The organism is Mesorhizobium sp. M7D.F.Ca.US.005.01.1.1 (assembly GCF_003952545.1).
Lineage (GTDB): Bacteria > Pseudomonadota > Alphaproteobacteria > Rhizobiales > Rhizobiaceae > Mesorhizobium > Mesorhizobium loti.
This window is the reverse complement of sequence record NZ_CP034453.1, coordinates 1,262,574-1,285,951: the sequence shown is the minus strand read 5'-3', so window position 1 is coordinate 1,285,951 and position 23,378 is coordinate 1,262,574. Positions and strand designations below refer to the sequence as shown.

Here is a 23,378-nt window from a genome sequence, read left to right as displayed (position 1 = left end):
GCTGCCAACGCGAGGAAGCAGTCATGATCAAGGTCAAGCAGCTCGCTCACGTCTGCATCTTCGCGCACGACCTGGAAGTGACGCGAAGCTTCTATCGCGACGTCCTCGGCCTGGATACGCAGTTCAATTTCCTGCGCGACGGCAAGATTTTCGGATTCTACCTCAATTGCGGCGGGCGCAGCCATGTCGAGGTGTTCCAGAAGGACGGAGCTCGCTACAGCGACCTGAACCAGATCAACCATCTCTGCCTCGAAGTAGAAAACATCGATGCGGCGATCGCCCATATCCGCTCGAAAGGCGTTGACGTCACAACCAAGAAACACGCCTGCGACGACACCTTCCAGGCCTGGATTCGTGACCCCAACGACGTGAAGATCGAACTGTTCGAATATACCGAAAAAAGCGCGCAATTCGCGGGAGGCGATCGCATCGCCGACTGGTAATCGCGCCTGCCGGCCCTGACGGCTTACTTCAGTTCGATCTCGATAAAGGCATATTCGCCTTCATTAGCGTTGATGACGTCGTGTTCGACACCCTCCTTGCGGAAATAGGGCGCGCCCTTCTTCATCTCGGCGAAGGATTCGCCGTCCTTGGTCAACAGCTTCACCTTGCCGTCCATCAGCGGCACGACGACATAGTCGTGGCCGTGGCGGTGCCAGCCGGTGTTTTCACCCGGCGCGAAGCGGTATTCGGTGACGATGACACGCTCATTGTCGATGAAGACGGTGGCCTTGGCGGATCCGGTCATGGGGTTCTCCTGTCTGCCTCAAGCAGATGACATGGAGTGGCCGGGCGCGAGGGCCAGAGCGTGGCAGCGCATGACCCAGAAAATCGAAATCGATTTTCTGAAAGGATCATGCGCAAATCAAACTGCTACAGCGTCCTTTGCGCGTCCAAGGACGCGCGGCGCTGCAGATGACGCCAACAAAAAGCCCGGCGCGAGGCCGGGCTTGATGGTCATGATTTTCAGATGGATCAGGCGAGGTTGCCATTGATCCAGTGCGACAGCGCGGTCTTCGGCGCGGCACCGACCTTCATGTCGGCCATTTCGCCGCCCTTGAAGATCATCAGCGTCGGGATCGAGCGCACGCCGAACTGGGCGGCAAGCTCCGGATTCTCGTCGATGTTGAGCTTGGCGATCTTGACCTTGGCGCCAAGTTCGGTGGCGATGTCTTCGAGCGACGGCGCGATCTGCTTGCAGGGGCCGCACCATTCCGCCCAGAAATCGACGACGACCGGTACGTTGGCGTCAAGCACGTCGGTCTGGAAGTTGCTCTTGTCGACCTTGACGGTTGCCATATGGGAAAAATCCTTTCGAAAGTTTTTGTCCCACCAAATGTGGTGGTGATCGCGCCCTTCTTCAAGCAGGTGTTGTGTCACGCTCCCGTGAGTCGAGCAAGAGCATCATCCATGGCACTGGCCGGCAGCTCGATCAGCCGCGGCGCCTCGGTGAACAGCAGGGCCGCCTTGACCGCGCGGCCGGGATAGAGCGGTTGCAGCAGGGCGCGATAGAGGGCGAGCTGGAGCAGGTAGGCCGGCGGCACCTCGGCCAGAGAACCGGGCGCCGGCCGGTTGGTCTTGTAGTCGACGATCGATACCATGTCCGATGTCACCGCCAGCCGGTCGATCTTGCCGGAAATCGAGCGCTTCTTGCCCTTGACCTCCAGGCTGCCCATGATCGCGACCTCGGCACGCGACGATGGCGCAAACAGCTGACCGAAGCTGACGTCGGCAAGGATTGATGTGACCGACGCCAGGGCCTTCTCACGCTCTGACGGAGGCCAGCCCGCGCCCGTTCGCAAGAGATAGCGTTCCGCCGCGCCCTGGCGTTCGGGGTCCGCGATGCCGGGCAACATCTGCAGCAATTTGTGCAGGGCAAGCCCCCGCAGCACCGCAAAACCCGGCTCGGCATCGGCGTCGAGCACCGGCGACGCCTTGTCGACCACGGCTTCCTTGCCTTCGTCTATCAGCGCCGAGGCGCCGGATGGCGACAGCGGACGCGGCAAATCCTCGAAGGGCGGCAAGGGCCGGAACAGGGTCGCCGGCAAAGGTGCGAACTCGTCGGTCGGCCGCGCCTGCTCGCTGGAAGCCAGTGCGACGGGCGGCAGCTTGGTGACATGGAAACGATGCACCGGTTCACCGCCGGCGGGATGCGGACGTTGTTCGCTCTCGGGAGCGCCAAGCAGCGCGCGGCTGACGATCGAGTGCCAGGTCCCTGCGTTCGGCGCCCGCTTGCCGTGATAGCCGCAGACGATCAGCCGGTCCTCGGCACGGGTCATGCCGACATAAAGCAGCCGTCGGTATTCGTCATCGGCGAGTTCCCGTGCCCGCGCTGCCGCCGCTTTCGAAAAGCCATTGGCGACATCGCTGGCCGAGCGCCAGAGATAACCCTTGCCGTCCCAGTTTGCGCCGGAGCCATCGAAGGGCATCAAGCGCGGCAGATGCTGGTCGCTGAATGGGGCGGAACCGCCATCGACCAGGAACACGACCGGCGCTTCCAGGCCCTTGGCGGCGTGCACAGTCATGACCCGGACCTCGTCGCGGGTCTGGTCCATCTCGCGCTTGATCTCGGGACCGGCGTTTTCCAGTGTCGACAGGAAGGCTTCCAGCCCCGGCAGGCCGGTTCGCTCCTCGGCGAGGCAGAAACTGAGGAACTCGTCGAGGATATCGCCGGCTTCGGGCCCAAGCCGCGCGATCATCTTGCGGCGCACGCCATCGCGCGCCAGCAGGGCGGCATAGAACTCGAACACCGGCTTGAAGGCAGCTTCGTTTGTCCAGGTGTCGAGCCGGGCGACGACCGCCGCCAGGCGCTCGCTTTCGTCGGCATGAGCGCGCAGCGATGCGACCAACGACAGGCCCTGCGGCCTCTCCGCCGCGAGCTCGAAAAGCATCTCTTCAGGCAGATCGAAGATCGGGCTGCGCAGCACGGCGGCGAGCGACAGATCGTCCTGCGGCTGGATGAGGAGATGACCGAGCGCGATCAGGTCCTTGACCGCGATATGGCCTGGCAGGCTCAGCCGGTCGGCGCCGGCGACCGGAATGTCGCGGCGCTTCAACGCCCGGGTCAGCGCATGGACAAAGCGATCGCGCTTGCGCACCAGCACCAGCACGTCGCCCGGCCGCAGCCGCTTGCCCCGGCCTTCGATGATCTCGCCGGCGCCGATCCAGCCGGCAATGGTGGCGGCGACATTCTCGGCAACGCGCACCGCCGGCGCATGCGCATGGTCGATGGCTTGCGTCCAGTCGTCGGGCTCATCGACGACATCGGCGCCGACCGACGGCCACACCTCGACATAGCCTGGCGCATCGGTGCGGATCGCCTGGTGGCGCAGCGGATCGGGATCATGGCTGATGCCGCGCCGCACGCTTGCGTCGGCAAAGACGCGGTCGACCGCGGTCAGAACGTCGTCGGTCGAGCGGAACGACCAGGTCAGCTTGAGGTCGGCAAAGGACGCCTCGGCGTCACGCACTCGTCCCGCAAACAACAGCCGGCTGTCGGCGAAGGAGTCCGGGGCGGCACCCTGGAACGAATAGATCGACTGCTTCTCGTCACCAACGGCGAAGACCGTGCGATGGACCCTGTCGCGGGCGCCGAAGCCGGCAAAGAATTCTTCCGCCAGGCGCTTCACCACTTCCCATTGATCCGGGCTGGTGTCCTGCGCCTCGTCGAGCAGGATATGATCGATGCCCTGGTCGAGCTTGTATTGCACCCAGGGGCCGGCGTCAGGCCGCGCCAGCAGGTTGACCGTGCGGGTGATCAGGTCGTTGAAGTCGAGAAAGCCACGGCTGCGCTTCAACACCTCATAACGGGCGATCAGCCAGTCGGCGACGGTCAGTGCGGCGCGCGTGCCTTCCAGCATCCTGAACAGGGCCAGCCGGTCGACTGTTTCGATGATGGCTTTGGTCGCCGAGAGATACCGCTCCGCCAGATCCGGCAGCCTGTCGACCAGAGCCTTCTTGAAGGCCTTTGCCGGATCATAAGCATCGCCATCGGTCTTGAGGAAGGCTCTCGCCAGCAGTTGCAGGCGGCGAATGGGATCGCCCTCGGCGAAAGCCTGGCGCGCATAGGGCAGGATGTTGTTCAGCACCGATCTGGCATCAGTGGCTTCTGCGGCCTGAGCGAAGCCGGCAAAATAGTCCGGCAGGAAACCCGGCAACGGCCACACCGACGCCGCGATGCCCTCGGCGGTCTGGCCGGGGCGGAAATCGAACTCATCAAACAGGGCCTGGAAGCGCGTGCCGTCGCGTCCGACGGCGTCGATGAAATTGCGCAGGCCGTCGCGCTTGCGCACGATCTCGCCCAGCAAGGCGTCGAGCCCGGCTTCGCCGCCACGGTCGAGAATGGTGGCAAAGGCCTCGGTCAGATCCGCGTCGCCGGCGGCTGTGCCGGAGATCATGTCGCGGCGCGCGGCGGCAAACAGCGACGCCTCCATCTGGCCGTCGAGCATCTCGAAATGGGCCGGGATGTTGGCTTCCAGCGGGAACTGGTGCAGCACCGATTCGCAGAAGGCATGGATGGTCTGGATCTTCAGCCCACCAGGTGTTTCCAGTGCCTCGGCGAACAGCCGCCGCGCCCGGCGCATGGTCTCGAGATCGGGCCGGCGGCCTTCCAGCGCCTCGACCTTCGCCGCCAGATCCGCGTCACCGAGCGTGGTCCATTCCGACAGTGTCGAGAACACCCGGTTCGACATGTTGGCGGCAGCGGCGCGCGTATAGGTCAGGCACAGGATCTTCGACGGATCGGTGCCGCGCAGCAGCAGCCGGATGACGCGCTGGGCCAGCACATGGGTCTTGCCGGAGCCGGCATTCGCCGACACCCAGGCGGAATTGCCAGGATCGGCGGCGCGGGCTTGGCTGGTCGCGGTATCGCTGGGGATGGGATAGGCCTTCTTCATGCCTCCCCTCCCTCGTCACCGGCATCGCCGCCTGCCGACCATTCGAGCACGCGGGCAAGATGGTCGTAGTCGCCATCGGTCTCGCCTTCGCGAAACGGCAACGCGCGCGAGAGGTATCCGGTCGCCGGGTCGGCATAGTGGATCAGGAGCTTTTCCAGCCGCGCCCAGGCTTCTTCGGCAAGATCGGTCGCGGTTCGGGGCTGGCGGTTGTGTTCAAGGATGGATTCCTCGAACACCTCGCCATTCGGCTTCAGCCTGATAAAGGCCAGTTGCGAAGGCTCGCGCGCGCCCAAATCCTTGAAGGCGCCACGCCTGAGCAGCGCGCCCTCCAGCGCCAGCTGCGGCGCCAGCAGCGTGTGCGCCTGCGCCTTGGACGGCGAGGAGCCGGTCTTGTAGTCCAATATGTCGGCCATGCCGCCGGCCAGAAGATCGACGCGGTCGGCGTAGCCGGACAGCGTCACGCCTGACTGACCGACGACGGTCTTTCCGGCGCGCTCCTCGGCGTGCCGCCGGATCACCGCGTCGGCGCGCGTGCGCTCCCACTCGATGATGTTGGCGGCGAGTTTCTCGAAGCGCGGCCACCACACCGCCTCGACATCAGCCGGAAGTGCGGCTTCGGCAAAACAGGCGCGGCCGGCGGCGATGAGGCCGGCGAGTGCATCGAGCGCGCGCGGATCGGCGACGCGCGCCGAGAACAGGTGCAGGATGGCGTGAAACAGCGTGCCGCGCTCGGCCGCACCGGGGTCGCGAATGACCGGATCGAGCGGCATCAGGCCGAGGATCCGTCTTGCATAGACGGCGTAGGGATCCCGGCGCAGGGTCTCGATCTCAGTGACCGAGAAATGGCCCGGGCGCACGGACAGTGGCGGTTTCGGATGCGGTCGCGGCGCGAAATCCTGCCTTGGGCCGGTATCGAGCGCGCGCGCCCAGGCGAGCAATTCGTCACCACGCCGGCGCAGCTCCGCCGCCTGGTCGTTGCCGATGAAGGTGAGCAGGCGCTGCAGCCAGCGCGACGGCACGGCGGGGGCGTCGCCGGCGCGTGCCGAGCGGGCCAGCACCACCTTCCTGGCGCCCATGGCCATCTGGAAATCATGCGCGGCAAGGCCGATGCGCCGTTCGGGCGGTTCGAGGTCGATGCCGGTCTTCATCAGCCGCGACATGAAGCGGTCGCTCTCCGGCTTGCGCGGCCATACGCCCTCGTTGAGGCCACCGATGACCAGCGTATCGACGGTCTGCAACCGGGCTTCCAGCGCGCCCCAGATGGCGATGTTCCTGTCGGTGCCTTGCGCCGGCTTGACCGTTTCGGCCGCGATCAGCGCTGCCATCACGTCGGGCCACTCATTGCCCGCGAACGACAAGGGCGCCGAAGCCGCGACCAGCCCGCGCAGCAGTTCGGCAAGCTTTTCACCGGCGTCACCGGCATAGAGTTCGCCAAGGCCGCCATCGGCGGTACGGCCGAGATTTTCGAGTGTGCTGACGCTGGCCCTGACCAGCGCGGCAAGGTCGGCGTCCGCCTGGCCACGGAAAGCCGCGAGCGGCGCCAGCGCTTGTGTGAGGCGTCTAAGCAAATTCCGAGCGCTTTCGATGGCGCGCACGGTCAGTCGGGAAAACCAGAAGGGCGGCCGGCTGCCGCTGCCGAGGCCGGTGAGGCGGGCCTCGAACAGTTCCGGCAGCGAAACGATGTCGGGGCGGCCAGTGCCACCGCGCAGCGCCACCAGTTCGACCAGTTCCGCCGCGTGGCGCACATCAGCCCGTTCGAGGCCGAGGCCAAGCAGCGGATGCTTGAGCAGCGACAATAGGCCAACCGGATCGCCTGGCCGGAACAACGCCTCGAGTGCCAGCCTGAGCAGGCTGGCCGCCGGGGTGTTGGCGAGCGGCGTGCCACCGGAATCGTCGGCGACGACGCCGAAGCGCTGGAGCTCGATCGAGACGCGACGCGCCAGCGCGCGGTCGCCGGTGACGAGAGCCGCCCTTTGGCCGGGTTGTTCGACCGCACGCTTGAGCGCGACGGCGATGGCAACGGCTTCATCGCGTTCGCTGGCAGCTTCGAGCAAGGTCACTTCGGCGAAGGCGCCGGCAATATCGGATGCCGGGAACCCGGCACGCGTCTCAGCCCAGAGTTCGGTGGTCTCGGCCGGCCGCAATGCTTCGCCGACAAGGGCGGCGCGAAGCGCAAGTTGCGGTTCGCCCGCGCCGATCTCCTCGACATCGCCGCGCAGCACGCCGATCTTGGCGATCAGCCTGGCGAGGCCATATTGCGGGTGGCCAAGCACGGCCGGACGCGCACCTGGCGACGCGATTGCCTGGAAGGACGCTTCGTCCAGCGTCCGGTCGAGACCGGGCAGCACGATGGCACCGCCGGGCAAGCGCGCGATCGCGGCAAGCAGTTCTGCCGTGGCAGGGATCGAGCCGGTCGAGCCCGCGGCGATGACCGGGCCGGCCGGCGGATTGCGCTGCAGCCGTGCGGCCTCGGCGCGGATCAGCGCACTGCGATGCGCAGCCGGATTGGAGCGGTCGCTCTCTTCAAGGAATTTCGGCCAGGCGTCGGTGACGATGCCAAGAAATTCGAGCGTCACCTGCCACCATCCGGCAAGGTTGCCGGTCACCAGACCGGTGAGCTTGGCCCAGTCGGTGCCTTCCGTCTCGATCTCGTCCATCAGCCGGGCGAGATCGCGCGCCAGCCAGATCGCGTCGGCGGTGGAGGCCGGGATGACGATCTCCTCGGCAAAAAGGGCGGCGACATGTGCCGGCAGCCGGCGTTTCCAGGCGCGCACCAGCGGCGTCAGCAGCAACAGGCGCTCGGTTGCCGCGATCGGCGGCGCGAGATGGATGGCTGCCGAAGCCTCGGTCTCGAATGCCGCCTCATCCTCATCGAACTCGCCGAGTGGGCGGATGACCGGCAGGATCGCCGAACCGCCGCCGCCGCGCGCAGCCAGGCTGTCGACGAAGACACCCCGCAAGGCACGCGCGGCACGGCGCGTCGGCACATAGATGGTGACATCGGCCAAAGCGAGCGGATCGCCATCAAAGCGAAACCCCGGAACAAGGCGGCCGGCAAGCAGCGCCTCGGCAAGCGTCGGCAGAAACGGCGCTCCGGGGGGAATTGAGAAAACGCGGCTTGAGCCGCTCATTGCGACTCGGTCAGTGCGCCGGCGACCGCCGCTTCCGCGAGCGCAACGGCGTCGGGCGTACCGACGGTGATCCAATGGCCATGCATCGGCATGCCGAACAGACGCCCTGCGGCAATGGTCGAATCGAAATAGGCGTTGAGCGAGTGCGGCCCGGCCGGCGCGTCCTTGAACAGGCGCGGATGGATAATCGCCGCGCCGGCGTAAATCAGGCCCGCCGGATCCCCCTTTGAGCGCCGCAAGCCGCCATCCGGCTCCACCAGGAAATCGGTGCTGCCGCAGTGTCCGGTCGCCTGATGGAGATCCGCCAGCATCAGCAGAATATCCATTTTCGCCGCGTCCCATGCAAGGGCGAGACGCTGGAGATTGAGGGGACCATCGTCGATCCAGAACGTGTCGGCGTTGAGGATGTAGAAGGGCTGCTCGCCCAATTCCGGCAACGCCTTGACGATGCCGCCCGCGGAATCGAGCAGTTGTTCGCTCTCATCGGAGATGACGATCCGTGGCGCGCGGCGCGCGACGACATGGGCGACGATCTGTTCGGGAAAGTAATGGACGTTGACGACTGCCTTGGTGACACCGGCGGCGGCCAGGCTGTCCAGGCTCCAGTCGAGCAACGTCTTGCCGGCGATCCTGACCAGCGGCTTGGGAATGGTGTCGGTGATCGGCCGCATGCGTTTGCCAAGCCCGGCGGCAAGTACGATGGCATTGTCCGGTCTTGCTGTCACAGCGTTCGCTCCTCCAGCAAACCGTTGGCATTGTAGAAATCCCGCAGGCTTGCTAGCGCCGGATGAGACAAGGCCCGGCGCAGATAATCGCGAATGCGCGGCAGGTGCTTCAGATAATAGGGCTTGCCGTCGCGCTTTTCGAGGCGGACGAAGATGCCGAGTATCTTGGAGTTTCGCTGCGCCGCCATGATGGCGTAGGATTCCAGGAAGCTTGCTTCGTCGAAAGCGCCGGCTGCGTGGCGCGCGGCGACATAGGCATCGAGTGTCTCCCTCTCGATCTCGGGCGACATCGTCACGCGAGCGTCCATGGCGAGCGAGGCGACGTCATAGGCGGACGGGCCGATCAGCGCATCCTGGAAATCGACGATGCCCAGCCGATCGTGGCCGGAGCGATCGCCGCGCCAGATGATGTTGGGCGAATGGAAATCACGCAGCATGAGTGTGACTTCGCGGCCTTGCAGCCGGTCGAGAAGCGCGTTCCATTCCTTGTGGTAGCCGGCGCGCAAGCTGTCGCTTGCCGGGCTGCCCGATATCGCCGGCACGTACCAGTCGACCAGCAGGTCGGCTTCGATCATCATGGCGTCGCGGTCGAAAGGCGGGACGTCGTGGAAGCCGCCCAACCCTGTTTCCAGGCGCCGCGGCCAGGTCCTGCCATGCATCATGGCCAGCAGCTCGGCCGCCGCCGCGTAGCGCTCGGCCAGCGGCTGGCCATCGCTGCCGAGAAACCCTTCCGAACCAAGATGTTCGAGCAGCAGGAACCCCTGCTCCTGGTCCTCGGCATGGATTTCCGGAACGCTGACCCCGCCGGCTTTCAAGGCGCGGTCGATGGCGACGAAGGCGGAGACCGACTGGGCGGTGTGCGCGATCTCGGCATAGGGCTTGCCGTCGCGAACCGGCGGGCCGAGCACCAGCCGTGGCGAGTTCATCAACACTTGAGGCTTCTGGTCCGGCAGCGAAACGATCTCATAGGAGCGGGCCGAAGCATCGCCGATGAAGTGGCGGCGCTGCGCTTCCCCCCAGCCTGTGCTCCCGAGAAAGTCGCGCATGGCCAGCGACCGCGCCGCACAATCGAAGGCAGCGCCCTGCCCCGACAATCTCGCCAACCGGCCGTCGCCATGCTCGACGAGTTCGATCAGGACCGTGGTTTTCGGCAGATAGGCCTCCGCCCGTTCCGGCCATTCGACCAAAGCAGCGCCTTGCGTCAGGGCTTCGTCGAACCCAAGCTCATCGAGCTCGGCCGCCGAGGACAGGCGGTAGAGATCGAAATGATGGACCGGGACGCCGGTGTCGTAGCTCTGCACCAGTGTGAAGGTCGGGCTCGGCACATCGAGGCCGGCATCGTCGGCCAAGGCCCTGATCAAGGCCCGTGCCAGCGTCGACTTGCCGGCGCCGAGATCGCCCTTGAGGGCAAGCACATCACCCGGGCGCAGCGACAGCGCCAGATCTTCGCCCAGCCGTGCTGTCTGTGTCTCGTCGGCGAGTAAACGCTCCAGCAGCAATCCCGTCATCGAGCGCGCTACTCGGCCGCGGCGCGGATGCCCGGCATGTCGGGAAAGGTGCAGATGACGGTCGTGCCCTTGTCCTTGCCGGTTTCGATGCGAACGCTGCCGCCATGCAGCTCGACAAAGCTCTTGACGATCGACAGACCAAGACCGGCGCCGCGCCGGCGGCCACCATTGGCGCGCGGCTCGAAACGGCGGAACACCGAATCGAGCAGGTCCGGCGGCATGCCCGGACCGTCGTCATGAACCGAGAATTCAACCCCGTCCGCCAGATGGCGGCAAGTGAGCCGGATGGTGCTGGCTTCCGGCGCATAGTTAGCGGCGTTGCTGAGCAGGTTGTAGAGGATCTGGCGGACGCGGATCTCATCGCCGTGAAACGTCTTCGGTGCGGCAGCGGCGTCGACCTCGAGCCTGATCGAATGCTCTTCCAGCCGGTCGGCCACCAGTTCGGCCGCGGCCGCGATGGTGCGATCGACGTGCACCTCGGAAATGTCGAGCTGCATGATACCGGCGTCCACCGTCGCCAGGTCGAGGATGTCGTTGACGATGGTGAGCAGGACCGAAGAGGACGAGCTGACATGCTCGACATATTCACGCTGCTTCTGCGTCAGCGGACCGGTCGTGGGCTGCGACAGCAATTCGGTGAAGCCGATGATGTTGGTCAGCGGCGAGCGCAATTCGTAGGAGACGTGCTGGACGAATTCGTTCTTGAGCTGATCGGATTTTTGCAGCGCCTCGTTCTTGTCCTTCAGCGCTCGTTCGACATTGACGCTGTCGGTGACGTCGACAAAGGTCATCATCACTTGCCCATTGGGTAGCGGGATGATGGCGTAGCTCAGCACATTTCCGTTGTTGAGCTCGGTCTGGCCGTGGCGGTCGCGGCGCTCGTCGTCGAAGCCGGTGATGGCGGCAACGAAGCCTGGCCAGGGACTATCCACCGCCTGCCGGTCGCAAAGGTCGCGGATCGTGGACACATGGACGTTGGGCTTGGCCGCCTCGCCGCTCAACCCCCAGAGCGTGGCGAAGGCGGGATTCGATAGCCGGAGCCTGCCGTCGGGGCCGAACACCGCCACGCCTTCGGCAAGATTGTCGAGCGTCTCGCCCTGGACCCGCACCGCTGTCTGGTAGCGGCTCTCGAGGTCCATCTTCTCGGTCAGGTTCTCGAACACCCAGGTCACGCCGCCCTTGGGCTGCGGGTTGGCGACGACGCGGATGGTCTTGCCGTCCGGCAAATGCCACCAATGTTCCTGCGACTCGACTGCGCGATAGGCGCCGAGCAGGCCTTCCTTCCAGCGGCGCCATTCAGGTTGCTCGGCGATCTTGCCATCGCTGCGCAGCCGGTCGAGCAGCAAGGCATTGTCGGGAGCGCTGTGCAGGAAGCCTGCGTCGAGACCCCATAGTTTCTGGAAGGCCTGGTTGAAGAACCGCAGCTTCTCGTCGGTGTCGAAAATGGCGACCGCCGTGTTGAGCTGGTCGAGCGTGTCGGCGTGGCTCCTGACGGTCCGTTCGTATTCGCCGCGAACCGCCTCGATGGCGCTGGTGTCGCAGGCAAGGCCGGCCGAGCCATCGCTGCCGGCGAAATCGGTGACTGCAAACACACGGCGGTCACCTCCGATCACGGTGGAAAGCGACTGCTCGAAAACCGGATGCGTCTTGTGCTGGGCGGCGATCGCATCGCGTGCCTGGCCGCCGAGGAATTCTTTCGCCTCCCGAACCGCGGCTTCGGCATTTTCAGCTTCGACCCCATCGGCATAGGCCCGGTTGACCCACTTCAGCCGCCCATCCTCACTGCGAAGCCATGCCGGCATATTCAGCGCGTCGAGCAAGCCGATCATCGTGTCGTGGTCGGCGGCCAGCCGCTGGTTCTCGATCTTCAGCCTTGCCTGGCTGCGCTGCGTCTCCGAGAGCGAGACGAAACGCACGAGCACATGCGCCGCGCTCTTGCGGCCATGCACTTCGAGCGGCGCGCCGGCCTGCGATTCGATGACGAGGTCGAAGGGTTTCGCCTTCTCGCGCAATCCCGCAACGGCATGTTCAAGTGCTGCCGCCGAACGCGGCATCAGCCAGCGGCCGAAAGCGAGGAAAGCGGCCCGGTCCTCCGGAGCGCCGCTTTCGACAGGCAATGTGCCGATGAGTTCGGGCTTCTTGTTTTCCGCGGCCCAGACGACCACGCGCTGGTCGCGCAGATTGAGCAGCGCCTCCGAGCGGCGGAGCGCCGCGTTGATGTCGGCGAGGCGGCTCCTGAGTTCGATATTCTCGGTCGAGGTGCGGGCTCTTTCGCGGATGAGAACGATGGCCGACAGAAGTGCGGCACCCGTGACGCCGACAAACACGGCAAGCTGCATGACCTCGACGGTGCTCACCGAAAATCCGGCGACCGCGGCAGCAGCGGTTTCGGCATGCGCGGCAGCACCAGCCAAGGGACCGGCCAGCGCGGAGGTGGCAAGGAAGATTGACGCGCGGGCGCGCCACAACAGGCTTCCGCTTTGCAAAGCGGAGCTGGTGATCCCCGAATCGTCATGGCCGCCGGAAACGGCCCGTCCCGCTCTGTGCGGGTGTTGCCCCGGCATGTCTTGGTCCTCTCCGCCGCCTGAATGCAAGACCGCCCTGATGCGCACCTCTCTTGAGCCCTCTCGGGATGGAAGCGTCGCGAATCACCTGACAATAACCCCTCGCCGAATCGCCGTGAAGGCGATTGCGCGCAAAAATAAAGCCGGGCGAAAAGTCAATCGCCCGGCCTCAATATCTGGTAGTAATTTTAGCTTTGGTTAATAGCGGTAGTGTTCCGGCTTGAACGGGCCCTGCGGCGTGACGCCGATATAAGCGGCCTGCTCACCCGACAATTCGGTCAGGCGGGCGCCGAGCTTGTCGAGATGCAGGCGCGCGACCTTTTCGTCGAGATGCTTGGGCAGCACATAGACCTGATTCTCGTACTGGCCGGGCTTGGTGTACAGCTCGATCTGGGCCAGCACCTGGTTGGTGAAGGATGCCGACATGACGAAGCTCGGGTGGCCGGTGGCGTTGCCGAGATTGAGCAGCCGGCCTTCCGACAAAAGGATCATCCGCTTGCCGTTCGGGAAGGTGATCATGTCGACCTGCGGCTTGACGTTGGTCCATTTCAGGTTGCGCAGCGACGCCACCTGGATCTCGTTGTCGAAGTGGCCGATGTTGCCGACGATCACCATGTCCTTCATCGAACGCATATGGTCGAGGGTGACGACATCCTTGTTGCCGGTGGTGGTGATGACGATGTCGGCAGTGGGTGCCGCATCTTCCAGCGTGACGACCTCAAAACCGTCCATGGCCGCCTGCAGGGCGCAGATCGGATCGACCTCGGTGACCTTGACGCGGGCGCCGGCGCCCTTGAGCGAGGCCGATGAGCCCTTGCCGACGTCGCCATAGCCGCAGACGACCGCGACCTTGCCGGCCATCATCGTGTCGGTGCCACGGCGGATGCCGTCGACCAGCGATTCCTTGCAGCCATATTTGTTGTCGAACTTCGACTTGGTGACCGAGTCGTTGACGTTGATGGCGGGGAAGGGCAACAGGCCCTTCTTCTGCAGCTGGTAGAGCCGGTTGACGCCGGTGGTCGTCTCTTCGGTGACGCCGCGGATCGCCGCCTTCTGCTTGGTGAAGAAGCCGGGCGAAGCCTTCAGGCGCTTCTTGACCTGGGCGTAGAAATATTCCTCTTCCTCGCTCTGCGGGTTGGACAGCACGTCCTCGCCAGCCTCGGCGCGGGCGCCGATCAGAATGTACATGGTGGCGTCGCCACCATCATCGAGGATCATGTTGGAGAGGCCGCCGTCGGCCCATTGGAAGATCTTGTCGGTGTAGTCCCAATACTCCTCGAGCGACTCGCCCTTCACGGCAAACACCGGGATGCCGGCTTCGGCGATGGCCGCGGCCGCGTGATCCTGGGTCGAGAAGATGTTGCAGGAGGCCCAGCGGATATCGGCGCCGAGCGCCTTCAGTGTCTCGATCAGCACCGCCGTCTGGATCGTCATGTGCAGCGAGCCGGTGATGCGCGCGCCCTTGAGCGGCTTCTTGGCACCGAATTCCTCACGGCAGGCTATCAGGCCCGGCATTTCGGTTTCGGCGATATCGAGTTCCTTGCGGCCCCAGCCGGCAAGCGAGATGTCGGCGACCACATAGTCCTTGCTACCCGTCATGGCAGTGCTCCGATGCGAATGTTGTGCTGCGAATTGGTTGCGGATGCGCCCGCGCCGGTCGGCGCGTCGAAGGGCGCGAATAGGCGGCCTGACTAGCAGATCAAGGCGAAGACGACAATGGGATATAAAGAAATCTTTATCCCTGCATGTCTCTCGGGCATGCATTGGCGGTGTAGCGGATCAGCTTTCCTCGCCGAAGCGGGATGCCACCAACTGTTCCAGCGCGTCGATGACCTGCCGGGCCTCCGGCCCGCTGGCGGTGACGCGGATCGAGTAGCCGGGGCTTGCCGCCAGCATCATCAGGCCCATGATCGAGGTGCCGCCGACCTTGACGCCGTCCTTTTCGACATGCACCGAGGCGTCGAAGCCGCTGGCCAGCTGGACGAACTTCGCCGAGGCGCGCGCGTGCAGGCCGCGCTGGTTGATGATGGGAAAGTCCCTAGTGATCGGATCCTTGGCGATCTGGCCTTTTTCCGGGGACAGCGCGTTCATTTGCTGCTCAGGAGCTGGCTGGCGACGTTGATGTATTTGCGCCCCGCGGCCTGGGCCTCGTCGAGCGCAGCGGCCATATTGTCGCCCTTACGGATCGAGGAGAGCTTGATCAGCATCGGCAGGTTCATGCCGGCGATCACTTCGGTGCGGCCGGATTCCATCACCGAAATGGCAAGATTGGACGGCGTGCCGCCGAACATGTCGGTCAGCACGATGACGCCCGTCCCGGTGTCGACACGGGCAACCGCGTCGACGATGTCGCGGCGACGCTGCTCCATATCGTCGTCGGCGCCGATCGCCACGGTTTCGAAATTGTCTTGTGGCCCGACGACATGTTCCACGGCATGTCGAAACTCGGCGGCCAGTTGACCGTGCGTTACAAGCACGAGTCCGATCATTCTTTGGTGGCTCCCGTCATCGCCGCTTCACAGGCGCATTTTATGCTCGCCAGCCATTCCAGGCGGCGGGAGCGCTATCTTGTCGACGCGCGGCCCGTTGACAAGCCCAAAATTGCGCAGGCCCATGCCATTTTGACGCATTGCAGCAAAAAAGCCGGGGCGGATCATAGAAAAGGCGCGATCGACAGCCGCGCCATCACGGCGGGCAAGGCCGTGGCGGCGTTACGCTCGGCAAGGTCGATACGCGGCACTGGGCAGCCTGCGACCGGCTCGCTGATTTCCTCCTGGAAACGGGCCATCTCTGCCTTTGGCACCAGCCTCACATGCAGGTCGATCACTCCGCCCGGCTCGAACGGCAGCGGGCGCGGCATGAACCCAGGCACTTCGGCGAGACCGGCGATGGTCGCCGGCACGCGACAGACCAGTCGCCCGGCTCGGGCCGTGGCAAGCAGCCTGTCGTCGCCGATCAGCCGCGAGAACAGCCCGCGCGCGCGGCAATGATCCAGGAGTGTCAGCGCCAGCGTCGTCTTGCCGGCGCCGGACGGCCCGGTGATAAGGACGCCGCGCTCGCCGATCAGGATCGCGGTTCCGTGAATGTTTTCAGGCTGCGCAACTGGATCATGCACGATCTTGCCCGATCATGTTTTTGGATGAAGCATGATCTCTGGACGAACGGAACCGTTCGTCCGAGAACCGGTTCCCACTTCTCGGAATCATGCCTGTTGGATGGAGCATGATCTTGTCCGAGAACCGGTTCCCACTTCTCGGAATCATGCCTGTTGGACGGAGCATGATCTTGTCCGAGAACCGGTTCCCACTTCTCGGAATCATGCTTCGGCCGGCAATGTCACGACAAACCGTGCGCCCTTGATCTCGCCGGGTTTGGTGCCGGGGATGTTCTCGGCGGTCAACGTGCCGCCATGGGCCTCGACGATCTGCCTGGATATCGACAGGCCAAGGCCTGAATTCTGGCCGAACGCCTCGCCGGCCGGACGGTCGGTGTAGAAGCGTTCGAAGATGCGGTCGATGTTGTCGGCGCGGATGCCGGGACCATTGTCGTCGATGGTGACGATGTTGAACTTGCCGGCGCGCGCCAGCGACAGGGTGATGTGGCCATGGTCCTCGGGAACGAAGGAACGGGCGTTCTCGATCAGGTTGGTGATGACCTGGCCGATGCGCAGATCATGCCCGACGACGACATAGCCTTTGACGCCCTGCGGCAGTTTGGCGACCTTGAACTCGATTTCGACCGCCTTCTTGTTGCGCGTTGCCTCACGCGAAACGGCGACCAGATCGGTGATGAATTTCTTCAAATCGACCGTCCCGGCATCCTCGCGCGCCAGTTCGGCGTCCAGGCGTGAGGCGTCGGAAATATCGGTGATGAGCCGATCCAGCCGCCTGACATCGTGCTGGATGATGTCCATCAGCCGGCCGCGCGAATCGTCGTTCTTGGCCAGCGGCAAGGTCTCCACCGCGCTGCGCAGCGATGTCAGCGGGTTCTTCAATTCATGCGACACGTCGGCCGCAAAGCTTTCGATCGCCTCGATGCGGGCGTAGAGCGCGTTGGTCATGTCGCGTATGGCGATCGACAGATTGCCGATCTCGTCCTGACGGTCGGAAAAGTCGGGGATTTCCTCACGGCTCTTGACGCCGCGCCGCACCCGCACCGCCGCCGCCGACAGCCGGCGCAGCGGATTGGCGATGGTGGAGGCGAGCAGCATCGACAGGATGGCGGTGACCAGCGCCGCGATGCCGAAGACGCGCAGGATGGCCTTGCGTTCGGCGGCGACGATCTTGTCGATGTCGCCGCCTTCGGTCGACAGCATCAGCACGCCGAGAACGGCGCGGAAGCGCTGGATCGGCACCGCCACGGAAACGATCTGCTCGCCCTGTTCCGAGATGCGCACGATGGTCGACGGGCTGCCGGTGAGCGCCTTGACCACTTCCGGGAAAGCGGCGCCATTGCCGCCCGGCTGCTCGTGATAGACCGGCAACTCGGTGTTGCGGAAAAAGTCGAAGACGAATTTCTGGATGCGCTCGACCAGATCGGGCTCTTCCTCGTCGACCGGCGGCAGGTCGTAGCGCAGGATCTGGCCGCGCGAATAGAGATGGCGTGAATCGAGCAGCAGGTTGGCGTCGCGGTCATAGATGCGAGCACGCGTGCGGGTCGGCGAGATCAGCCTTCTCAGCACCGGCGCGACGCGCTCCGGGTTGATCGGGAAGTCGAGATTGTCGAGTTGGTCGGAGCCCGGTCCCAGGCTTTCGCCGGCCTGCAGCTCGAGCAGCTTTTCCGGGTCGATGCTGATCGAATCCGTCTCGACCGTCGCCGAGGCGGCGATGGCACCGGCGATGATCTCGCCCTGGGTCATCAGGCTTTCGACGCGGGCGTCGATCAGCCCGTCGCGGAAGGTGTTGAGATAGAGGATGCCGGTCACCAGGACGGCAAGGCCGGCAAGGTTGAGGAAGAGGATACGCCGCGTCAGGCTGGAAAAGATATGATGGCCGAGGAAGCGGCGCATCGGCACCGTGATCTTCGACACGAAGGACGGCATGATACGCGACGGCCGCCTCGAGGCGCCCGCCGGTCTTGTTCGCTGTGCTTCCACTGCCATCGAATAGCAGTCCCTGCTACTTACGCTTCGCGGAACCGGTATCCGACTCCGTAAAGGGTTTCGATCATCTCGAAGTCGTCGTCGACAGCCTTGAACTTCTTGCGCAGCCGCTTGATGTGACTGTCGATGGTGCGGTCGTCGACATAGACCTGTTCATCATAAGCCGAATCCATCAGCGCATCACGGCTTTTTACGACACCGGGACGCTGCGCCAGCGAATGCAGGATCAGGAATTCGGTGACGGTCAGCGTCACCGGCTCGCCCTTCCAGGTGCAGGTGTGGCGTTCCTGGTCCATGACGAGCTGGCCGCGCTCGAGCGAGCGAGCCTGCTGGCTGGGTGTCTTGGCGGCAGCCTCGCGGGCACTGGCCCGGCGCAGCACGGCGCGCACCCGCTCGACCAGCAGACGCTGCGAGAACGGTTTGCGGATGAAGTCGTCGGCGCCCATCTTGAGGCCGAACAATTCGTCGATCTCGTCATCCTTGGAAGTCAGGAAGATCACCGGAAGGTCGGACTTCTGGCGCATCCGGCGCAGCAGTTCCATGCCGTCCATGCGCGGCATCTTGATGTCGAGGATGGCAAGATTCGGCGGGCGGGCCGCCAGTCCTTCCAGCGCTGACGCACCATCCGTGTAGGTCTCGACGCGATACCCCTCGGATTCGAGGGCGATCGACACCGATGTCAGAATGTTGCGGTCGTCATCGACAAGCGCGATTGTTGCCATTTCAAGCGGCTCCCTCATGAGCTGTCCCTTCTTTCGTAGAGAAGGGGCTTTTGCAGGACAAATTAGGTACAAAATGTGGCATAGGCCTTGTCCGCTGTCACGCGCGGCATGCCGGCGGCCACAATCCTACCTCGATATGGATTGGACGAACGAACATCGCCAATCCTTTGGGCAACCGCGAAACTTTTTGCACATATAAACGATTTAAACAACTTTCAAAATATTTAAATCGATTAATGATTTGATATCATTTGGCTTTTCTGGTTCTGACCATCTCAGCCTGCGGTGCGGGCATGCCGGAAACGTACCGGCAAAGATGCGGCAAATCCAAGAAGGGACACCCATGTCGGAAGTCGGCAAACGCAATTCTGCCTGCGCGATCGATCATATCGGCCTGAAAACCACTGGCGTGGTGCGTTATAATTTCGGTGCGGCTGCTCTTTATGAGGAATCGATCCGGCGCGGCGAAGCCCGATTGACCGCACATGGCGCGCTGGTCGCCGAGACCGGCCAGCACACCGGCCGCTCGCCCAAGGACAAGTTCGTCGTCCGCGATGGCGCCACAGAACCGCATATCTGGTGGGACAACAACAAGGCGATCTCGCCGGCCCAGTTCGACACGCTGCTTGCCGATTTCCAGGCGCATGCCGCCGACATGGATCTTTATGTCCAGGATCTGGTCGGCGGCGCCGATGCGGAGCTGAAGCTGCCGACCAGGGTGATCACCGAATTTGCCTGGCACTCGCTGTTCATCCGCAATCTGCTCATCCGACCGGATGCTGCCGAACTCGAGCATTTCGTGCCTGACATGACAATCATCGACCTGCCGTCCTTCCGCGCCGATCCCGCGCGCCACGGCAGCCGCACCGAAACGGTGATCGCCGTGGATCTTTCGCGCAAGATCGTGCTGATCGGCGGCACCTCCTATGCCGGCGAGATGAAGAAGTCGGTGTTCACCATGCTCAACTATCTGTTGCCGGTGAAAGGCGTGATGCCGATGCATTGCTCGGCTAATGAGGGTGCGGCCGGCGACGCCGCCATCTTCTTCGGCCTGTCGGGCACCGGCAAGACGACGCTCTCTGCCGATCCCTCGCGCACGCTGATCGGCGATGACGAGCATGGCTGGGGGCCGCACGGCATCTTCAATTTCGAAGGCGGCTGCTACGCCAAGACGATCAAGCTGTCGGCGGAAGCCGAGCCGGAAATCTTTGCCACCACGCAACGCTTCGGCACCGTTCTGGAAAATGTCGTGCTCGACGCTGATGGCGTGCCGGATTTCAACGATGGGCGGCTGACCGAAAACACGCGCTGCGCCTACCCGCTGGACTTCATCCCCAACGCCAGCAAGACCGGGCGCGCCAGTCATCCGAAGAACATCATCATGCTGACCGCCGATGCGTTCGGCGTGATGCCGCCGATTGCGCGGCTGACCCCGGCGCAGGCGATGTATCATTTCCTCTCCGGCTACACCGCCAAGGTGGCCGGAACCGAAAAGGGCGTAACCGAGCCCGAAGCGACGTTTTCGACCTGTTTCGGCGCGCCGTTCATGCCGCGCCATCCCTCCGAATACGGCAATCTGCTGCGCGAACTGATTGCTCGCCACGATGCCGATTGCTGGCTGGTCAATACCGGCTGGACCGGCGGCGCCTACGGCACCGGCAAGCGCATGCCGATCAAGGCGACGCGAGCGTTGCTTGCCGCCGCACTCGACGGCTCGCTGAAGACGGCCGAGTTCCGCACTGATGCCCATTTCGGTTTCGAGGTGCCGGTGGCTGTCCCGGGCGTCGACAGCGCCATCCTCGACCCGCGATCGACCTGGGCCGACAAGGCCGGTTATGACCGGCAGGCGGCAAGACTGGTCGGCATGTTCGCCGTCAACTTCGAAAAATTCGAAAGCCATGTCGACGCCGTGGTGCTGGGTGCGGCGCCGCGCATGCAGGAAGCCGCGGAGTAGTCACTCGATCGGGCTCGGCCTATCGTTGAAAGGCCCGGTTTCGATCGGGCCTTTTCTTTTTTGATCCGCCGCGCCATGACTGCGGCATGGCGAGCGACGACAACATCATCATATCAGGCGATGCGGTGATCTACCCGGGCGACCTGCACGAGGACTTCATCCGCTCGTCGGGTCCCGGCGGCCAGAATGTCAACAAGGTGGCGACGGCGGTGCAGCTGCGCTTCGACGCGGCCAACGCAACGGGCCTGTCGGAGCGCGTGCGCGAGCGGACGATCAAGCTTGCCGGCCAGCGTGCCACCAAGGACGGTGTCATCGTCATCGAAGCGGGCCGCTTCCGCACCCAGGAACAGAACCGGGCGGACGCTCGGGCACGGCTTACGGCACTGGTCGCCAAGGCCGCCGAACCGCCGCCGCCGCCGCGCAAGAAGACGCGGCCGTCGAAAGGCGCCGTGGAGCGACGGCTGAAGAGCAAGGCCGGACGCGGCACGATCAAGAAACTGCGCGGCCGGGTGGAGAACGATTAAGCACCACACCAATCGCGTGCACAAAACGGCTTCCCATTTTGAACCGCAGATGCAAGGTTCCACCATTGCCACAGCAAGGGAGACCAAAGATGGGCATGTTCGATTTCGTCAAGAGCGTCGGCAAGAAACTGGGCATCGGTAGCGACGAAGAAGCCGCACCCACTGCCGACACGCTCAAGAAGGAACTTGATTCGCACAAGCTCGGCACCGATGGTGTCGAGGTCGTCGTCAAAGGCGACACAGCGGTGCTGAAGGGTGTGGTCAAGGATCAGTCGATCTTCGAAAAAGCGGTCATCGCCGTCGGCAACACGCTCGGCGTCTCCAAGGTGCAGGCGGACGAGTTGCAGGTCGCACCAGAGGCCGGCACGGCCGCTGCCCCGGCCAAGGAGCCAACCTTCTACACCGTCCAGAAGGGCGACAACCTCTGGAAGATCGCCGAGAAGAGCTACGGCAAGGGCAAGGGTGCGAAGAACACGATCATCTTCGAGGCCAACAAGCCGATGCTGACCCATCCCGACAAGATCTATCCAGGCCAGGTGCTGCGCATTCCAGATATCGCCTGATCAAGGCGATTGCCAATTAGGCATGAGCGGCGGCTTTCGGGTCGCCGTTTTCTTTTGATCGTGACATTTTACGGTTCCGAACCATCCAGGAGGTGACCTAACCCGTGCTCGTCCTGCCCAAAGGCGTCCGCCACATGCCGGCCTACCTGTCACGCAGCGTGCAGGAAGCGCTGGTCGAAGAGGTCAGAGGGATCGTGCAGCAGGCGCCGCTGTTCGTGCCGGCCATGCCGCGCACGGGCAAGGAGATGAGCGTGCGCATGACCAATTGCGGCCCGCTCGGCTGGGTCACCGACAAGGAACAGGGCTACCGCTACCAGCCGACGCACCCGATGACCGGAGCGCGATGGCCGCCAATCCCGGAGGCGCTGCTCGAGCTGTGGCGGCAGGTCTCGGGCTACCCCAATCCGCCAGAAGCGTGCCTGATCAATTTCTATACGCCGGACGCAAAAATGGGCCTGCATCAGGACCGTGACGAGGCCGACTTTTCGGCGCCGGTGGTTTCCGTCTCGCTGGGCGACGATTGCCTGTTCCGGGTCGGTCAGACGACGCGTGACGGCGCCACGAAATCGTTCAGGCTGCAAAGCGGCGACATCGTGGTGCTCGGCGGCGAAGGCCGCCTGAGCTTTCACGGCGTCGATCGAATCTACCCCTCGACCTCGGCGCTGTTGAAAAATGGCGGGCGGATCAATCTGACGCTGCGACGGGTGACGAAGCCGGCCGTCACAGCTTCCTGAGCGCAACTTCCTCGATCAGGTGATCGGCACCCTTGCGCAGGATCAAGTCAGCGCGGGCTCGCGTCGGCAGGATGTTCTCGCGCAGATTCTTCAGGTTGATGTTGGTCCACAGGCCTTCGGCGATGGCGCGGGCTGAATCCTCCGAGAGCTGCGAATAGCGGTGAAAGAAGGAGTCCGGATTGCGGAAGGCGGTCTCGCGCAGCCGCATGAAGCGGGAAATATACCACTCGTGGATCAGCTTCTCGTCGGCATCGATATAGATGGCGAAGTCGAAGAAGTCCGACAGGAAGGGCACGATCTTGCCGTCCTGCGGCAGCTTGCCGGGTTGCAGGACATTGATGCCTTCGAAGATCAGGATGTCGGGCCGGTCGATGGTGACGAACTCGCCGGGAATGACGTCATAGGTCAGATGCGAATAGACCGGCGCGCGGACATTGGGCAGCGCCGACTTGATGCCCGAGAGGAAACGCAGCAGCGCGCCGACATCGTAGCTGTCTGGGAAACCCTTGCGCTCCATCAGGTTCTCGCGGCGCAGGACCTCGTTGGGCAGCAGGAAACCGTCGGTGGTGATGAGATCGACCTTGGGGCTCGACGGCCAGCGCGCCAACAGCTCCTTCAACACGCGCGCCGTGGTCGATTTGCCGACCGCGACGGAACCAGCAATGCCGATGATGAAAGGCGTCTTGACGATGTCCACCGCGTTGAAGAACGCCTGGCGTTGCCGAAACAGCAGCTGGCTCGCTTCGACATGCGCGGACAAAAGCCGCGACAGCGACAGATAGATGCGCGTGACCTCTTCGAGGTCGACAGGGTCGTTGAGCGAGCGCAGACGGCGGAATTCATCCGCGCTCAGCGTCAGCGGCGTGTCGGCACGGAATTGCGACCATTGATCGGCGGAGAAGAAACGAAAGGGGGAATATTTCTCGGTTGGCGCGAGCTGATCCATCGAGATACCTG

General features: G+C 63.9%; 19 protein-coding genes. 5 read left to right on the top strand and 14 right to left on the bottom strand.

Translation table 11 applies throughout. From position 1 onward, the window contains the following. The first annotated feature begins 23 nt into the window (after positions 1 to 23). Complete coding sequence (locus tag EJ076_RS06245) at positions 24 to 443, top strand: VOC family protein (protein WP_126067289.1); 420 nt, start codon at positions 24 to 26, stop codon at positions 441 to 443. Positions 444 to 466: 23 nt separating this feature from the next. Here the strand turns inward: EJ076_RS06245 and EJ076_RS06240 are convergent, their stop codons facing one another. The 13 genes from EJ076_RS06240 to EJ076_RS06175 all read right to left on the bottom strand — a co-directional run bounded on the left by EJ076_RS06240 (position 467) and on the right by EJ076_RS06175 (position 18,646). After that, the gene (locus EJ076_RS06240; RefSeq protein ID WP_013528325.1) at positions 467 to 748 is read right to left on the bottom strand and encodes a cupin domain-containing protein; all 282 of its coding nucleotides are present in this window, start codon (positions 746 to 748) and stop codon (positions 467 to 469) included. A 227-nt stretch (positions 749 to 975) separates the two neighbouring features. Further along, positions 976 to 1,299 carry a thioredoxin gene (gene trxA / locus EJ076_RS06235; RefSeq protein ID WP_126067288.1) on the bottom strand — a complete coding sequence of 108 codons (324 nt, stop codon included), beginning with the start codon at positions 1,297 to 1,299 and terminating at the stop codon, positions 976 to 978. A 77-nt stretch (positions 1,300 to 1,376) separates the two neighbouring features. Further along, complete coding sequence (gene addA, locus EJ076_RS06230) at positions 1,377 to 4,895, bottom strand: double-strand break repair helicase AddA (RefSeq protein ID WP_126067287.1); 3,519 nt, start codon at positions 4,893 to 4,895, stop codon at positions 1,377 to 1,379. Continuing rightward, positions 4,892 to 8,026, bottom strand: coding sequence for a double-strand break repair protein AddB (gene addB, locus EJ076_RS06225; protein WP_126067286.1), 3,135 nt, complete (start codon positions 8,024 to 8,026; stop codon positions 4,892 to 4,894). Before addB ends, addA begins: the two co-directional genes overlap by 4 nt. Then, positions 8,023 to 8,751: a nucleotidyltransferase family protein gene (locus EJ076_RS06220; protein ID WP_126067285.1), complete on the bottom strand. Its 729-nt coding sequence runs from the start codon at positions 8,749 to 8,751 to the stop codon at positions 8,023 to 8,025. The genes addB and EJ076_RS06220 overlap by 4 nt, the downstream gene beginning before the upstream one ends. Then, complete coding sequence (tsaE, locus tag EJ076_RS06215; RefSeq protein ID WP_126067284.1) at positions 8,748 to 10,259, bottom strand: tRNA (adenosine(37)-N6)-threonylcarbamoyltransferase complex ATPase subunit type 1 TsaE; 1,512 nt, start codon at positions 10,257 to 10,259, stop codon at positions 8,748 to 8,750. The genes EJ076_RS06220 and tsaE overlap by 4 nt, the downstream gene beginning before the upstream one ends. A gap of 8 nt (positions 10,260 to 10,267) precedes the next feature. Beyond that, positions 10,268 to 12,823 (bottom strand): PAS domain-containing sensor histidine kinase, encoded by a 2,556-nt coding sequence (locus EJ076_RS06210; RefSeq protein ID WP_126067283.1) that lies wholly within the window; start codon positions 12,821 to 12,823, stop codon positions 10,268 to 10,270. A gap of 198 nt (positions 12,824 to 13,021) precedes the next feature. Next, complete coding sequence (gene ahcY / locus EJ076_RS06205) at positions 13,022 to 14,422, bottom strand: adenosylhomocysteinase (protein ID WP_126067282.1); 1,401 nt, start codon at positions 14,420 to 14,422, stop codon at positions 13,022 to 13,024. A gap of 180 nt (positions 14,423 to 14,602) precedes the next feature. Next, the gene (locus EJ076_RS06200; RefSeq protein ID WP_126067281.1) at positions 14,603 to 14,914 is read right to left on the bottom strand and encodes an HPr family phosphocarrier protein; all 312 of its coding nucleotides are present in this window, start codon (positions 14,912 to 14,914) and stop codon (positions 14,603 to 14,605) included. Further along, a complete protein-coding gene (locus EJ076_RS06195; RefSeq protein WP_056589309.1) occupies positions 14,911 to 15,312 on the bottom strand; it encodes a PTS sugar transporter subunit IIA in 402 nt (133 codons plus the stop codon). Before EJ076_RS06195 ends, EJ076_RS06200 begins: the two co-directional genes overlap by 4 nt. Before the next feature lie 164 nt (positions 15,313 to 15,476). Further along, positions 15,477 to 15,938, bottom strand: coding sequence for an HPr kinase/phosphorylase (locus tag EJ076_RS06185; RefSeq protein ID WP_126067279.1), 462 nt, complete (start codon positions 15,936 to 15,938; stop codon positions 15,477 to 15,479). 201 nt (positions 15,939 to 16,139) lie between these two features. After that, positions 16,140 to 17,924, bottom strand: coding sequence for a sensor histidine kinase (locus EJ076_RS06180; protein WP_109666969.1), 1,785 nt, complete (start codon positions 17,922 to 17,924; stop codon positions 16,140 to 16,142). A 20-nt stretch (positions 17,925 to 17,944) separates the two neighbouring features. Then, complete coding sequence (locus tag EJ076_RS06175; protein ID WP_013528337.1) at positions 17,945 to 18,646, bottom strand: response regulator transcription factor; 702 nt, start codon at positions 18,644 to 18,646, stop codon at positions 17,945 to 17,947. 343 nt (positions 18,647 to 18,989) lie between these two features. On the opposite strand from EJ076_RS06175, the gene EJ076_RS06170 reads away from it, so the two are divergent. The 4 genes from EJ076_RS06170 (at position 18,990) to EJ076_RS06155 (ending at position 22,421) form a co-directional block, all read left to right on the top strand. Beyond that, the gene (locus EJ076_RS06170; protein WP_126067278.1) at positions 18,990 to 20,600 is read left to right on the top strand and encodes a phosphoenolpyruvate carboxykinase; all 1,611 of its coding nucleotides are present in this window, start codon (positions 18,990 to 18,992) and stop codon (positions 20,598 to 20,600) included. A gap of 86 nt (positions 20,601 to 20,686) precedes the next feature. Further along, the gene (arfB, locus tag EJ076_RS06165) at positions 20,687 to 21,124 is read left to right on the top strand and encodes an alternative ribosome rescue aminoacyl-tRNA hydrolase ArfB (protein ID WP_109666974.1); all 438 of its coding nucleotides are present in this window, start codon (positions 20,687 to 20,689) and stop codon (positions 21,122 to 21,124) included. Positions 21,125 to 21,213: 89 nt separating this feature from the next. After that, on the top strand, positions 21,214 to 21,687 hold the full coding sequence (gene lysM / locus EJ076_RS06160) for a peptidoglycan-binding protein LysM (RefSeq protein ID WP_109666976.1): 474 nt from the start codon (positions 21,214 to 21,216) through the stop codon (positions 21,685 to 21,687). 104 nt (positions 21,688 to 21,791) lie between these two features. Continuing rightward, positions 21,792 to 22,421: an alpha-ketoglutarate-dependent dioxygenase AlkB gene (locus tag EJ076_RS06155; protein WP_126067277.1), complete on the top strand. Its 630-nt coding sequence runs from the start codon at positions 21,792 to 21,794 to the stop codon at positions 22,419 to 22,421. Here EJ076_RS06155 and coaA read toward each other — a convergent pair. After that, positions 22,408 to 23,367: a type I pantothenate kinase gene (gene coaA / locus EJ076_RS06150; RefSeq protein WP_126067276.1), complete on the bottom strand. Its 960-nt coding sequence runs from the start codon at positions 23,365 to 23,367 to the stop codon at positions 22,408 to 22,410. The genes EJ076_RS06155 and coaA overlap by 14 nt on opposite strands. Positions 23,368 to 23,378 lie beyond the last annotated feature (11 nt).